The organism is Microbacterium maritypicum, assembly GCF_041529975.1.
Classification (GTDB): domain Bacteria; phylum Actinomycetota; class Actinomycetes; order Actinomycetales; family Microbacteriaceae; genus Microbacterium.
Window position 1 is genome coordinate 3,263,789 of sequence record NZ_CP168030.1, and the last position, 13,433, is coordinate 3,277,221.

Annotated in this window: 12 protein-coding genes and 1 tRNA gene; 3 read left to right on the forward strand and 10 right to left on the reverse strand. The window is 69.6% G+C overall.

The annotated features are described in order from the left end of the window. Positions 1 to 65: 65 nt before the first annotated feature. Together ilvA and ACCO44_RS15835 are read right to left on the reverse strand one after the other, a co-directional pair. Positions 66 to 1,295 carry a threonine ammonia-lyase gene (gene ilvA, locus ACCO44_RS15830; protein WP_029262972.1) on the reverse strand — a complete coding sequence of 410 codons (1,230 nt, stop codon included), beginning with the start codon at positions 1,293 to 1,295 and terminating at the stop codon, positions 66 to 68. After that, positions 1,292 to 2,488: an AI-2E family transporter gene (locus ACCO44_RS15835; protein ID WP_029262973.1), complete on the reverse strand. Its 1,197-nt coding sequence runs from the start codon at positions 2,486 to 2,488 to the stop codon at positions 1,292 to 1,294. The genes ilvA and ACCO44_RS15835 overlap by 4 nt, the downstream gene beginning before the upstream one ends. Positions 2,489 to 2,576: 88 nt before the next feature. Here ACCO44_RS15835 and ACCO44_RS15840 point away from each other — a divergent pair, with 88 nt between their 5' ends. After that, positions 2,577 to 3,833, forward strand: coding sequence for a winged helix-turn-helix domain-containing protein (locus ACCO44_RS15840; RefSeq protein WP_105709549.1), 1,257 nt, complete (start codon positions 2,577 to 2,579; stop codon positions 3,831 to 3,833). Continuing rightward, entirely contained in the window at positions 3,830 to 4,750 is a 921-nt protein-coding gene (locus ACCO44_RS15845; RefSeq protein WP_372467321.1) for a hypothetical protein, read from the forward strand. The genes ACCO44_RS15840 and ACCO44_RS15845 overlap by 4 nt, the downstream gene beginning before the upstream one ends. A 27-nt stretch (positions 4,751 to 4,777) precedes the next feature. Here ACCO44_RS15845 and ACCO44_RS15850 read toward each other — a convergent pair whose 3' ends face one another. The 3 genes from ACCO44_RS15850 to ACCO44_RS15860 all read right to left on the reverse strand — a co-directional run bounded on the left by ACCO44_RS15850 (position 4,778) and on the right by ACCO44_RS15860 (position 7,995). Beyond that, complete coding sequence (locus tag ACCO44_RS15850; protein ID WP_029262976.1) at positions 4,778 to 5,344, reverse strand: LemA family protein; 567 nt, start codon at positions 5,342 to 5,344, stop codon at positions 4,778 to 4,780. Positions 5,345 to 5,437: 93 nt separating this feature from the next. After that, positions 5,438 to 6,751, reverse strand: a complete 1,314-nt coding sequence (locus ACCO44_RS15855; protein WP_372467323.1) for a D-arabinono-1,4-lactone oxidase — start codon at positions 6,749 to 6,751, stop codon at positions 5,438 to 5,440. Continuing rightward, positions 6,748 to 7,995 carry an alanine racemase gene (locus tag ACCO44_RS15860; protein WP_372467325.1) on the reverse strand — a complete coding sequence of 416 codons (1,248 nt, stop codon included), beginning with the start codon at positions 7,993 to 7,995 and terminating at the stop codon, positions 6,748 to 6,750. The genes ACCO44_RS15855 and ACCO44_RS15860 overlap by 4 nt, the downstream gene beginning before the upstream one ends. A gap of 87 nt (positions 7,996 to 8,082) precedes the next feature. On the opposite strand from ACCO44_RS15860, the gene ACCO44_RS15865 reads away from it, so the two are divergent. Continuing rightward, positions 8,083 to 8,155 (forward strand) — tRNA-Leu (locus ACCO44_RS15865). A 9-nt stretch (positions 8,156 to 8,164) separates the two neighbouring features. Here the strand turns inward: ACCO44_RS15865 and ACCO44_RS15870 are convergent. The 5 genes from ACCO44_RS15870 to ACCO44_RS15890 form a co-directional block, all read right to left on the reverse strand. Continuing rightward, positions 8,165 to 8,830 carry a DedA family protein gene (locus ACCO44_RS15870; RefSeq protein WP_372467328.1) on the reverse strand — a complete coding sequence of 222 codons (666 nt, stop codon included), beginning with the start codon at positions 8,828 to 8,830 and terminating at the stop codon, positions 8,165 to 8,167. Between the two features lie 6 nt (positions 8,831 to 8,836). Further along, entirely contained in the window at positions 8,837 to 9,742 is a 906-nt protein-coding gene (locus ACCO44_RS15875) for a cation-transporting ATPase (protein ID WP_262000601.1), read from the reverse strand. Between the two features lie 293 nt (positions 9,743 to 10,035). Next, positions 10,036 to 11,550 carry an NAD(P)/FAD-dependent oxidoreductase gene (locus ACCO44_RS15880; RefSeq protein WP_372467331.1) on the reverse strand — a complete coding sequence of 505 codons (1,515 nt, stop codon included), beginning with the start codon at positions 11,548 to 11,550 and terminating at the stop codon, positions 10,036 to 10,038. Between the two features lie 25 nt (positions 11,551 to 11,575). Beyond that, positions 11,576 to 12,883 carry a S8 family serine peptidase gene (locus ACCO44_RS15885; RefSeq protein WP_372467333.1) on the reverse strand — a complete coding sequence of 436 codons (1,308 nt, stop codon included), beginning with the start codon at positions 12,881 to 12,883 and terminating at the stop codon, positions 11,576 to 11,578. After that, positions 12,880 to 13,422 (reverse strand): DUF501 domain-containing protein, encoded by a 543-nt coding sequence (locus tag ACCO44_RS15890; RefSeq protein WP_372467335.1) that lies wholly within the window; start codon positions 13,420 to 13,422, stop codon positions 12,880 to 12,882. Before ACCO44_RS15890 ends, ACCO44_RS15885 begins: the two co-directional genes overlap by 4 nt. Positions 13,423 to 13,433 lie beyond the last annotated feature (11 nt).

Genomic DNA, 13,433 nt, shown 5'->3' on the forward strand with positions numbered 1-13,433 from the left:
CCACCCACGCAGAAGCGCCCCCGCATCCTCTCGGACGCGGGGGCGCTTCTGCGTGGGTGGGAAGGTCAGTCGGCGACGAGGATGGGCTCGAAGCCGGCCCGCCGCAGCGTGTCGAGCGTGTGCTCCGAGTGCTCGGGGCCACGCGTCTCGACGCTGAGTTCGAGGATGACCTCGCTGATCTGGAGTCCGTGACCATGACGGGTATGCATCGCCTCGATGACATTCGCCCCCGCCTCGGCGATGAGCTCGGAGACGCGGGCGAGCTGGCCCGGACGGTCGGGCAGTGGGACGCGGATGGTGAGGTATCGGCCCGATGCCGCAAGCCCGTGCGAGACCACGCGCTGCAGGAGCAGCGGATCGATGTTGCCGCCCGACAGCACCGCCATCGTCGTGCCGGTGCCGGAGACCTTGCCGGCCAGGATCGCCGCGACGCCGGCCGCACCGGCCGGTTCGACCACGACCTTCGCCTGCTCCAGCAGGATCAGGATCGCCCGAGCGAGGTCGTCGTCCGAGACCGTGACGACCTCATCGACGAGCTCCTTGATGATGTCGAACGGGATGGCGCCGGGGCGCGCGACCAGGATGCCGTCGGCGATGGTCGGACGGGTGACGATGTCCACGGGCTCGCCCGCAGCGAGCGACGGGGGCACAGCGGCGGCGTTCTCGGCCTGGACGCCGATGATGCGGACGGTGCGCCCGAGTTCGGCGGCACGCGCTTTCACGGCCGCGGCGACGCCCGCGATCAGGCCTCCGCCACCGATGCCGAGGACCACGGTGTCGACATCCGGGGCGTCCTCGAGCAGTTCGAGTCCGAGCGTCCCCTGCCCGATCACGACGTCGCGGTGGTCGAACGGGTGGATCAGCACCGCACCGGTACGCTCGGAGAACTCCGCCGCCAGACGCAGCGATGTCGCCACGGTCTCACCCTCCAGCACGACCTCGGCGCCGTACCCGCGGGTGGCGAGGAGCTTGGGAACCGGAACCCCCAGCGGCATGAAGATGGTCGCGGGGATGCCGAGCGCCTGCGCCGCGAGCGCGACACCCTGGGCGTGGTTGCCGGCGGATGCGGCGACGACGCCCCGCGAGCGCTCCTCAGCGCTCAGGCGTGAGAGGCGGTACGCGGCACCGCGGATCTTGAACGAGCCCGTGCGCTGAAGATTCTCCATCTTCAGCAGGACGGTGCCTCCGTGAATGTCGGAGAGGGCTCGCGACGGCAGCGTCGGCGTGTGCGAGATCACCTCAGCCAGACTCTGAGCCGCTAGCTCGAACTCGGTCAGGCTGGGGACTGCACTCATCGATTCCTCCGTCTCCGCTCGCGCGGTACTGTGCTCCAGATAAGGTCTCCGCTGGGCCCGACGCCGGTGCGCCAGGAACCAGAACTGATGGTCACGGCCGCGACGTTCACGAAGGCCGCAAGCGGAACGGCGAACAGTGCTCCGGGGATGCCGGCGATCATCGCGCCGCCCGCCACGACGAGGACGACGGCGAGCGGATGCACCTTGACCGCGGAGCCCATCATGATCGGCTGCAGGATGTGGCCCTCGATCTGCTGGACCGCCAGCACGACCACGAGCATCCACAGTGCGATCCACGGCCCGTTGTAGACGAGAGCCAGGAACACGGCGACGGCGCCGGTCGCGACCGCACCCACGATCGGGATGAAGGAGCCGAGGAACACCAGGACGGCGACCGGAAGCGCGAGCGGCACCTGCAGCAGGAACGCCCCGAGGCCGATGCCGATCGCGTCGATGGTGGCCACGAACAACTGAGTGCGGGCGTAGTTCACGATCGTCGCCCAGCCGTTTCGGGCGGCACCGTCGACGGCGGGCCGCGCCTTGCGCGGGAAGATCCGAAGGGTCCAGCGCCAGATTCCTGCGCCGTCGGCGAGGAGACAGATGAGGATGAACAGCGACAGCAGCGCACCGGTCGCGACGTGTCCGACCGTCGTGCCGATGGCCAGTGCGCCCGTCCAGAGCGCCTGCGTCTGCTCGTCGAGGAAGTCGAGGCCCTGCTGCAGGTAGTCGGCGATCTGGGTGTCGGAGAGGTTCAGGGGACCTTCGTGGAGCCAGACCTGGAACTGGTCGAACGCCTCGGTCGAGCGTGCCTGCACGTCGGGCAGCTGAGCGCGCACTTGCCAGACGACCAGCCACATCAGTCCGGTCACGATGGCGGCCGTTCCGATCAGCGAGATCGTGATCGCCAGCCAGCGTGGGAATCCGCGTCGCAGCATCCACGAGAACGCCGGCCACAGGAGTGCGGTGATGAGGATGCCGACCATGAGCGGGATCACCAGGAGCTTCAGCAGCATCACCAGCCAGATGAAGACGCCGATCGCTGCGGCGATGATCAGCAGCCGCCAGGAGTAGCTCGCCGTGATGCGCAGCGGCAAGGGCACCGCCTCATCGGCATCGGTCGTCACGGTGCGGTCGGTGGAGACCGGGCGCGGACGGAAGAGATCTCGCAGCCGGGGGCGCTGGTCCTCGCTCATCGCCCAAGTCTACGGTCAAGCCGTATGCCGTTCGACGCATCCATCGCTGAAGAGCGGAGATGTCGGTGCCCGGCGATACGCTGACGGCGTGACCGAGACCCTCAGCTCCCCGCACGCCCGGCGGATCGCCCTCGCCGCTCAGGGGTTCACCCGATCCCGACCCGCATCGGTCACCGCGCGCCACGTGCACCGCGTGATGGATCGGCTCGGCGTCCTTCAGATCGATTCGGTGAACGTGTTCGCGCGGTCGCATTACCTGCCGCTCTTCTCGCGTCTCGGCTCCTACGACCCGACACTGCTCGACAGGGTCTTCCTTTCCCGCACCACCCACTACGTCGAGTACCTCGCCCACGAGGCGACGTTCATCCCGGTGGCGGACTGGCCGCTGTGGCGATTCCGCATGGACGACTTCCGGCGGAAGTGGGCGGATGAGGACTCGTGGATGAGCAACAACGCGCGCACGGTGCAGTGGGTGCAGGACGAACTCCGCGCCAGGGGTCCGCTGCGTCCCGCCGACCTGCGCGACGACGCGCCGCGAGAGCGCGGAACATGGTGGGACTGGGACGAAGCCAAGCTCGCGCTCGAACACCTCTGGCGCACGGGCGATGTCGCCGTGAGCGGCCGCCGGGGCTTCGAGCGCACGTACGCGCTGGCCGACCAGGTGATCCCCGACGTTATCCGATCGCGGGAGATCTCCCGAGACGAGGCGATCCTGGAGTTGACGCGCCGTGCGGCTCGCTCGAGCGGTGTTGCGACGCAGTCCGACCTCGCCGACTACTACCGCATCCGTGACCGTGCCGCGGTCGCCCGATCGATCACCGAGCTCGTCGACGCCGGCGAGCTGCAGCCGGTGCAGGTGCGCGGCTGGGAACGCGGAGGCCGTCCGCTGCGCGCGTGGCGGCATCGCGATGCCGTGCTGCCCCGCAAGATCGAGACCGCGGCCGTTCTGACTCCGTTCGATCCGGTGGTGTGGTTCCGCGACCGGGCGCTGCGCATCTTCGATCTCGACTACCGCATCGAGATCTACGTGCCGGCCGAGAAGCGCCGGTTCGGCTACTACTCGCTGCCCGTGCTCGTCGGCGACCGCATCGTGGCGAGGGTCGACCTGAAGGCTGACCGCGCCACCTCGACACTGCAGGTGCAGTCCGCGTGGTGGGAGCCGCAGGCCCGGCCGGGCGATGCTGAGCCGGTCGCTGCGGAACTGGCCCTCGCCGCCGCCTGGCAGGGTCTGGAGCGCGTGTCGGTCTCTGGTTGGGGTGATGCCACGGCCGCGCTTCATGATTCGCTGAGCGGCGCGGGCGCGCAGGTGCACAGACACGTGCACGCCAGAGAGAGTGCCCCGTGAGCCGGCGGCGCTGGTGGCTGATCGCCAGTGCGGTCGGTGTCGTCGTGCTCGTCGCCGGGGGCCTGTGGATCTGGCAGGCGACCGGCCGCCCCGCCACGGCGGAGGAGGCGGCGGCGGAGTACCTGCGCGCACTCGAATCCGGTGACCCCGCGGCGGTGGAGGCCACTGGTGCCGTGATGCAACGGGAGACCCTCGACGCGTTCTCCGACGCGACGGCACTCGTGCACGATGCGGAGGTGATCTCCGTCAGCGGAGACGACAGCGCGCCGGTCGGTGGTGTGACGGCGACGGCCGAGATCACGTTCCGCCTGGCCGACGAGAAGCACACGGCAGCGCTCACACTCTCCCCCATCGACGGGCGGTGGGTCGTGGATGAGTCCGGGCGGGGCACCGTGACCGCCCGCCCCTCGGTCGGCTCGTTCATCTCCATCGGCGGGCAGACGCTGCCCGCGGGCGAAGCCACGACATTGCTGCCGGCGAGCTACACCGTCGCCGCCGCACCGGTGTCGCTGCTCAGCGGAGAGACATCGGTGGCCGTGCTCCCCGGCGACGAGACGGCCGTCGACATCGATGTGTCGGTACGCCCCGAGGCGACAGCCGCCGCGCAGAAGCAGCTCGACGAGCACCTCGAAACGTGCGCGGAGCCCGGCACCGCCGCGCCCGAGGGCTGCGGCATCCGCATTCCCTGGGGTACCGAATTCCGCGCCGTGTCAGAGTTCCGCTACCGCATCGAGAAGCTACCGACGCTGGCCCTGTCCGGCAAAGGATTCGGGGCGGAGGGGGGCGTCCTCGTCACCACAGTCACCGGAACCGGTCAGGACGGCGCGAAACGTGAGGCCACCTACCGGACCGACTCGTGGAGTCTGCGCGGCGACGTGTCGTTCACCGCAGAGGGCGTGGTGCTCAGCGCCTGGTGAGCGGGCCCCTGGTGAATGCGATTCGAATCAGAACTGGACGCGAGGCGGCTCGGAGATCGCGCTGCTGTCGGCGACCTCGAAGAACTCGCGCTCGGTGAAGCCGAGCCCCTTGGCGAACAGGTTGTTCGGGAAGACCTTGATCTTGGTGTTGAGTTCGCGCACGCCACCGTTGTAGAACCGGCGCGCAGCCTGGATCTTGTCTTCGGTGTCGACCAGCGCCTGCTGCACCTGGAGGAAGTTCGTGCTCGCCTGCAGCTGCGGGTACGCCTCGGCGACCGCGAAGAGACTGCGCAGCGCCTGCTGGAGGTGTCCCTCGGCGATGCCGGCCTCACCGGGACCGCCGGCCGACAGCGTCTCGGCGCGCGCACGAGTCACGTTCTCGAAGACCGCCTTCTCGTGGGAGGCGTATCCCTTGACCGTCTCGATGAGGTTGGGGATGAGGTCGGCTCGTCGCTTTAGCTGCACCGTGATGCCGCTCCACGCCTCGTCGACGCGGACCTTCAGCTGCACCAGCGAGTTGTACGTGGCCCACAGATAGATGCCGGCGAGCAGGATCACTCCGACAACGATCAGTACCGGCACGAGCCATTCCATCAGAGGCCCACCCTTCCTCGTGTTTCTCTCATCCTAGACGCGCACCCTGCACGTGGACTGGGCGCGCGGCGTGGATTGCGGCCTCGAGCCGGGTCAGGCTCCGAGAACCCGTTCGAGATAGCGGTTCGTGAAGCGCCGCTCGGGATCCAGGCGGTCGCGGAGCGCGACGAAGTCGTCGAATCGAGGGTAGCGCTCGCGCAGCGCCTGGTCCGTCAACGTGTGCAGCTTGCCCCAGTGCGGCCGTCCGCCGAACTCGAGCATGATCTCCTCGACCGCGTTGAAGTACTCCGTGGGGTCGGCGCGCCAATACCGGTGCACGGCTATGTAGGCGCTCGGCCGCCCGTGCGCCGTCGACAGCCACAGGTCGTCGCCCGCCGCGAAGCGCACCTCGATCGGGAACTCGATCCGCCACCCGCGCTGAGCGATGAGGGCGCGGACCGCCTGGAACGCCGGCACGACGTTCTCGGCCGGGAGCGCGTACTCCATCTCGCGGAAACGCACGGTGCGGCTCTGGATGAGCACCCGATGCGACAGCTCGGTGTACTCACGGTCCCCGGTGAGCTTGACCGCCAACCTGCTGAACGGCGGAGTCACCGCAGGCACCACCTGCCCCGCAGCGCACACGACGCGGTAGACCCCGTTGGAGAGGAGCGTCTCATCGATCCACCTGCCCACGACCGGGAGCGGCTTGCGCACCGTCGACTCCGGCAGTCGCGTCTGACGCTTCGTCAGCGCCACCTCGGTGTGCGGGAACCAGTAGAACTCGAAGTGGTCCGACGAGGCCACGCGCTCCTCGAGTGTGGCGAGCACGTCGTCGAGGGGCGCCGGCTCGTCGATGGCGTGCATCACGAACGCCGGCGCGCACTGCAGCGTCACCTCGACGATGATGCCGAGCGCGCCGAGCCCGAGCGCGACGGCAGGCAGCAGCTCGCTCTCGTGTTCATCGTCGATGCGGAGGAAATCTCCGGCGGCCGTGACCATGGTGATGCCGACGACCTGGGTCGCCAGGCCGCCGAACCGGGCACCGGAGCCATGGGTTCCGGTCGAGATCGCTCCCGCGATGGACTGGCGATCGATGTCGCCCAGATTCTCCATGGCGAGCCCATAGGGGGCGAGGAGTCCGGGGATGCGGTGCAGACGGGTTCCTGCGAGGAGGGTGACGCGGCCGCTGGCTGCATCCGCCGATACGAGTCCCTGCAGGTCGTCCAGCTCCAGCAGAACGCCGGGTGCGACGGCGATGCCGGTGAAGCTGTGCCCCGCTCCGACAGCCTTCACGCTGAGACCGTGCTTGACCGCAGCGATCACCGCGCGCTGCACGCCTTCGGGGCTGCGCGGACGCTCCACGCGCACGGGGCGCACCGAGGCCGAACGGCCCCAGTTCTGCCAGGAGCCGCCGATTCTCGTCACAGGAACGCCTTTCCCTCGCCGCGGTAGGTGGGAAGCTCCTCGATGACCTGCTCCCCCGACACCAGGTGATAGCGCTCGATGCGCTCCGCGGGCTCGCCGCTCTTCGCATGCCGGAACCAGACCCGGTCCCCCACGCCCAACGACGTGGCGGCGGGGCCCTGCAGCGGCGTCTGCACCTCACCGGCGGCCTCGCGCCCGAGTGTGCGGAGTCCCTCGGGCCACACCGGACGGGGCTGACGGGAGGCGAGAGCGGGACCGGAAGCTATCCACCCTCCACCCAGCACGGTGGCGATGTCGGCGGCCGGTCGGCGCACCACATCGAACGCGAAGGCCGAGGCAGGAGCGGGGCGGAACGAGCGGTACCCGTCGAACAGGTGGCCACCGAGCAGCCCGCTCCCGGCACTCGCCTCGGTGAGTGATTCGTCGCTCCCCGTGAACTCGAGCGAGCCGGTGCCCCCTCCGTTGAGGATCTCCAGCGGAGCGATCGCACCGACGGCGGCCACGATGGCTGCCCGTCGCTCCCGCAGCTCGTTCCTCGAACGTGCCTGCACCATGCGGATCAGCGGCGCGTCGGCACCGGCGTCATCGCCCTGACCGGCGATCTGCGCGTCGTACATCTGAAGTCCGACCAGGCGGAAGCCGGGACGGGCGACGACCTTGCGGGCGAAGCCGGCGACCTCGCCGGGCGTGAAGAGCGCCGAGCGGCGCACGCCGATGTGGCCGAGGAGGGAAGAGCGCCAGGACGCATCGACATCGATCGCGACACGGATCTCGGGGCGCGAGGTGGGACCTGCGACACTGTCGATCAGGTCGAGGTGGACGAGATCGTCGACCATGAGCGTGATGCGCTGCGCCGCCTGCTCGTCGGAGAAGAGCCGTTCCAGTCCCGCACGATCCACCGTCGGATAGCCGAGCATGATGTCATCGTGCGTCTCGGCCAGCCACAGCGCCTCCTCGAGCGTGAACGCGAGGATCCCGCGGAATCCGGGGAGCTTCAGCACGGCATCGAGCACGGCCCGCACCCGCACCGATTTCGAGGCGACACGGATGGGGAGCCCGCCCGCGCGCACCAGCAGGTCCATCGCGTTATAACGGAGCGCTTCGCGATCGATCACCCCGACCGGCGCGGGCACGTGTCCGGTTGCGGCGGAGAGGCGTGGCCAGTAGCGGGCCGGATCTTCCCACTCGGGGGCGATCGCGGGCGCACCCTGGACGGGGCTCAGTTCGTCGATGAGGTCGAGCACTCCCCCACCCTAAGGCCTCCTCGTACTCCGGATCACCCCTTGCGGCACCGGGTCGCAGCCACCGCACGGCGATAGGCTGACGACGCGGCCCCCGTAGCCCAATGGCAGAGGCAGGCGACTTAAAATCGCTTCAGTCTGGGTTCGAGTCCCAGCGGGGGCACTCCGCTTCTCACTTCTCGCCGTCGGCAACCGCCCTCCGCTCTCCCGCAGCCTCACGCACCCGGCGAGCGACCAGGACGATGAGGGCGATCACGATGGCCATGTAGACGGCGTAGTCGAGGTACCCGAGGTACTGCTCCAACTGCTCGTGCTGCGTGCCGAGCGCCGCACCGACACCGAGGAGCAGAGCGTTCCACGCGCCACTGCCGACGATCGTGTAGATGCTGAAGGTGGCGAGATTCATGCGCGATGCCCCGGCGGGGATGGAGATGAGACTGCGCACACCCGGGACCATCCGGCCCACCAGCACCGTCCAGCCGCCGCTGCGCGTGAACCAGTCGGCTCCCCGCTCCAGGTCGGAGCGGCTCACCAACCGGGTCGCCGCCAGCAGCCGCACCGCCCGTTGCATGCCGATCGCCGCGCCGAGTCCATACAGCAGCAGGGCTCCCAGCCAGGAGGCCAGCGTGCTCCAGAAGATGAGCCATCCCAGGTTCAGCTCCCCACTTTGGCTGAGGTATCCGGCGAACGGCAGGATCACCTCGCTCGGGATCGGCGGGATCAGCACCTCGAGGAAGACGAGCACCCCGACCCCGACGTCGCCGAGGGAGGTGAGCACGTCGGCCGCGAATCCGGTCAGACCGGTGAAGCCGTGTTCGGCGTCGGTTGCGAAGAACATCCGAGCTCAGCGTCCGAACAGATCGCCGATGCCCGGGATGCCCAGGTCGCCGAGCCGCTCGCCCCATCCCGTGGCCGTCTCGCCCAGTCCGGACGCCGCCTCGCCTGCGGAACCCATGAGGTCGCCGGCCCCGCCGGCGATCGACTCGACATCGATTCCGGCGGCGAGCGACTCGACGTCGACGCCCTCGGCCAGCGCGCCGAAGTCGACGCCGATGTTCGCGGCCTGCTCCAGAAGCGGACCGGCCACCGTGCTGAGCACCGCACCACCGGCGACCACGCCGAGCAGTCCCACCGCCGCACCGCCTGCGGCGACCGCAGCACCACCGGCACCCGCGCCGCGCACGCGCGACAGGAGTCCGCGCATCCGCCCCGGCTTCATGGCCTCCGCACGCCCGGCCGCGCGAGCGAGATCATCGGGAGATGAAGACCTCGGACGCTCCCCCGGTTCGAGCTCCTGCCGCATCCGCGCCTCGACGAGCGTGCGCTGCTCGGGAGTCAGCCGGGCGAATGCCTCGCGGTGGATCTGCTCGACACGCTGCGGGTCGGCCGTCTGCAGCAGGTAGTCGTAGCGGGCGATGGCTGCTCTATCGGCGTCGGTTGCCGCAGGGGATGTACGCGCGGATCCGGCGACCGGTGGTGCGTAACGATCCCGCGGAGGGGTCGAACCGGCCCTGACGCTCGGAGCACCGGGTGCCGGCGGCGCGTAGGGATCCGCCCCCGCGACCCGTGCGCTCTGCTCGGCGCGAGGAGTTCCGTCCGCCGGACCGCGGACCGCGTCCACGGCTCCGCGGAGCATCCCGCCCCAGTCCGTCGAGCGGGACCCGCCCGCCGAATGGTCGGTGCGTCCGGAACCGGCATTCTTCTCGAGCGCGTCGGATGCCATTCCGATCAGTCGGGAGAGCTTTCCCATGGGTGTCCCTTTCGTGGTGCGGGCCACCGGGGATTCCCACGTCGAAGCGACGGCAGGGGTCTCTCGGCACCCCGCTATGCGGGTGCCAAGGTCTCCTCCACCCTCACGGGCCAGCGGGCCGGAGCACGATCTCGTGCTCGTAATGACGACGACGCTGCAGACGGGAGTACTCCCCTTGCTGCCCTCACGCTACCGACCGCACCTGTGCTTCGCCTCGGAGCCGCCCCGAAGAAACGAAGATCGGCCCCGGCGCAGAGCGCGCGGGGCCGATCTCAATCTGATTCGAGGGTCTGCTACTTCGCTGCAGCCTCCGCCGGCTCAGGAGCCTTCTCGGCGGCAGGCTTCTTCGCCGCAGGCTTCTTCGCGGCCGGCTTCTTCGCGGCCGGCTTCTTCTCGGCGGTCGTCTCCGAGGCCGCCGGAGCAGCCTTCGCGGCAGGAGCAGCCTTCGCCGCAGGAGCAGCATCTGCCACGGGCGCCGCGGGAGCTGCCGGACGCGGACGCGCGGCGAACTCCTCGAAGACGTAGCGCGGGTTCTGCACCGTCTCGAGGTTCACCAGGTCGCGACCCAGCCACAGGTTGTTCCACCAGCCCCAGATGACGCGGAACTTGCGCTCCCACGTCGGCATCGCGAGACCGTGGTAGCCGCGGTGCGCGACCCAGGCCACGAAGCCCTTGAGGGCGATCTTGCCGGACTGGAAGACGCCGTTGTACAGGCCGAGACCCGCCACAGCGCCCATGTTCTTGTGGAAGTACTCCTTGGGGTTCTCGCCCCGGAGGACGGCCACGAGGTTCTTCGCGAGGAGCTTCGCCTGACGGACGGCATGCTGAGCGTTCGGCACGCAGAAGCCGCCGACTCCACCGCCCGAGAGGTCGGGGACGGCCGACACATCGCCCGCAGCCCAGGCACCCTCGACGAAGGCCTCGGGCGTTCCGACGCGCAGGTCGGCACGGGTCTGGATGCGACCGCGCTCCTCGACCGGGAGGTCGCCGCCACGAACCACGGTCGGGTTCGCCATGACACCGGCGGTCCACACGATGACGTCGGTCGGGATGACCTCGCCCGTGGAGAGCTCGACGTTGCCGTCGACCGCGCTCGTCAGCTGCGTGTCGAGGTGCACGTTGGCACCGCGCTTGGCGAGGTCCTTGAGCACCCACTCGCTGGTCTGCAGCGAGACCTCGGGCATGATGCGGCCCATCGCCTCGATGAGGTGGAAGTGCGTGTCTTCGAAGCTGATCTGCGGGTACTTGCCCACCAGCGCGGAGGCCAGCGAACGCAGCTCGGCGAACACCTCGATACCGGCGAACCCGCCGCCGACGACAACGACGGTCAGCAGACGGTCGCGCTCGGGTCCGGCGGGGAGCGAGGCGGCCTTGTCGAAGTTCGACATGACCTTGTCGCGGATCGCGACGGCTTCCTCGATGGTCTTCAGCCCGATCGCGTTGTCGGCGATGCCCGGGATCGGGAAGGTGCGGGAGACGGCTCCCGCGGTGACGACGATCTGGTCGTACGCGAACTCGTACGGCTCGCCGACGGGCGGCGTGATCGTCGCGACCTTCTGCGCGTGGTTGATGTTCGTCACCTTGGCGGTGAGGACGTGGGTGCGCTTGAGGTGACGGCGGTGGGCGACGACCGAGTGGCGTGCCTCGATCGAGCCGGCGGCCACCTCGGGCAGGAACGGCTGGTACGTCATGTACGGCAGCGGGTCGACCATGGTCACGTCGGCCTCACCCTTGCGGAGGTGCTTCTCGAGCTTCCACGCGGTGTAGAAGCCTGCGTACCCTCCGCCGACGATCAGAATCTTGGGCACAGTGCTGTTCTGAGGCACAGAAGAACTACTCCTCGGAGTCGGGGATTTGGCGTACGGAAACGCGCGCCGATCGGATGCGCCGGGCAGCTGCGGTGACGCCAAGCGCTACCAGGATACCAGGCACCGTGAGCGCGATGAGCGGCAGGGTACCGTAGCGCAGCGAATCGGCGCTGGGAAGCAACGGTGAAGCCGCCTCGCTCGGCGCATCGGCCGCGGGAAGCGGGGGCACGGCCACCGGCGTCATCGACGGCACGGGCTGCGGTTCCGACTCCGCGCGACGGAAGTAGCGCACCCATTCCGCCAGGTCGCCCATGGGGTTCGCGCTCACCGGGGGGATGTTGACGGAGATCGCCGCGGCGGCATCCACCAGCCCGTAGCCGTAGAGCGGATCCTGCGGCTTGACGGCGTCGGGGACCGGTATCGCCGTCTTGATGATGCGGTTGATCACGTCGATCGCCTTGATGTCGGGATGCGCAGAGCGGATCAGCGCGGCGACTCCTGCGACGATGGGCGCCGCGCCGCTCGTGCCGCGCCAGTGCTCGACCTTGCCATCGGCGGAGACTCCGATCAGGCCTTCGCTCGGCGCCGAGATCCCGATCGTGATGCCCTGGGTGGAAGCCTCGACGCTCGCCGTGCCGGTCTGGTCCACGCCGCCCACCGTGAGCACGCCGGGGATGGTCGCCGGTGCGCCGATGATGTTCGTGCCACTCCCCCGGTTGCCCGCGGCGACGACGACCACGACGTCGTGCTCGAACGCATAGAGGAACGCGTCGTCCCAGCTCTCGTCCCAGTCGAGCGTGTTCGTCGTGAACGAGAGGTTGATGATGTCGGCACCGTTGTCGACCGCCCAGCGCATGCCCTTCGCCACCTGCTCCGTGAACGGCACGGCGGCGGCCGCGCCGAAGCCGACCGAGATGGAGAGGAGGTTGGCCTCCGGCGCGACTCCGATCATGCCGGTCCCGTCGGCGGCGCCGCGTCCGGCGGCGAGCGAAGCCACCCAGGAGCCATGATTTCCGTCGATCGCGCCGAGCGGCGTCCGTCCATCCGGCGTGCCCGCACCGGAGACGTCCGTGCCGCCGACCACGGCATCGCCGAACACCTCGGGCACCTTGCCGATGCCGGTGTCGATCACGGCGATCGTCACACCCTTGCCGCGGGTCGTCTGCCATGCCTCGCGGATCCGCGCCCCGTCGAGCCAGTACTCCGATGCGCGGGTCGGATCGGACGGATCGTCCGGGATCGGGGGCGGCGTCGCGGTGGCGCCGAGGAGCAGCACAGACGCCGCGACCACCATCATGGCGGCGGCGCTGCGCAGCGTCCGACGGGCTGTCATGCCGGTGACGCCGCCGCTTCGCGCTGCGCGGCGCCGGGGTCTTCGCACCGGCACACGTCGGGCGACCAGGATGACCGCGCCAGCGCGGCATCACCGATGGGGTTCACTCCCGGACCGGCGGCGAGCGCATGCCCCGCGAGTGCATGCAGGCACTTCACACGCGTCGGCATCCCTCCGGCCGAGATGCCGTCGATCTCGGACACCTCCCCGAACTGCGCGCGGTCGGCGAGGTAGGCCTCATGCGCGGCGAGGTAGGCGGCGGTGACATCTTCATCGTCGGCCAGGAGCGCTGCGAGCTCCGGCATCACCTGGTTGGCCTCGAGGGTCGACATCGCGGCCGTGGCAGCCGGGTGCGTCAGGTAGTAGAACGTGGGGAACGGTGTGCCGTCCGGGAGGCGCGGCGTCGTCGCGACCACCGTGGGGTTGCCGCAGGCGCAGCGAGCGGCGATGCCCACCACACCCCGGGCAGGACGACCGAGCTGGGCCGAGATGACGGCGAGCTCGGCGGGCGTGGGAGCGGGGAACGGCGGCGTGGTCACCCCACCAGCGT

Coding starts and splice junctions, on each gene's coding strand:
- ilvA (WP_029262972.1), bottom strand. CDS start 1,295: ATGAGTGCAGTCCCCAGCCTGACCGAGTTCGAGCTAGCGGCTCAGAGT.
- ACCO44_RS15835 (WP_029262973.1), bottom strand. CDS start 2,488: ATGAGCGAGGACCAGCGCCCCCGGCTGCGAGATCTCTTCCGTCCGCGC.
- ACCO44_RS15850 (WP_029262976.1), bottom strand. CDS start 5,344: ATGGAATGGCTCGTGCCGGTACTGATCGTTGTCGGAGTGATCCTGCTC.
- ACCO44_RS15870 (WP_372467328.1), bottom strand. CDS start 8,830: ATGTTCTTCGCAACCGACGCCGAACACGGCTTCACCGGTCTGACCGGA.
- ACCO44_RS15875 (WP_262000601.1), bottom strand. CDS start 9,742: ATGGGAAAGCTCTCCCGACTGATCGGAATGGCATCCGACGCGCTCGAG.
- ACCO44_RS15885 (WP_372467333.1), bottom strand. CDS start 12,883: ATGACAGCCCGTCGGACGCTGCGCAGCGCCGCCGCCATGATGGTGGTC.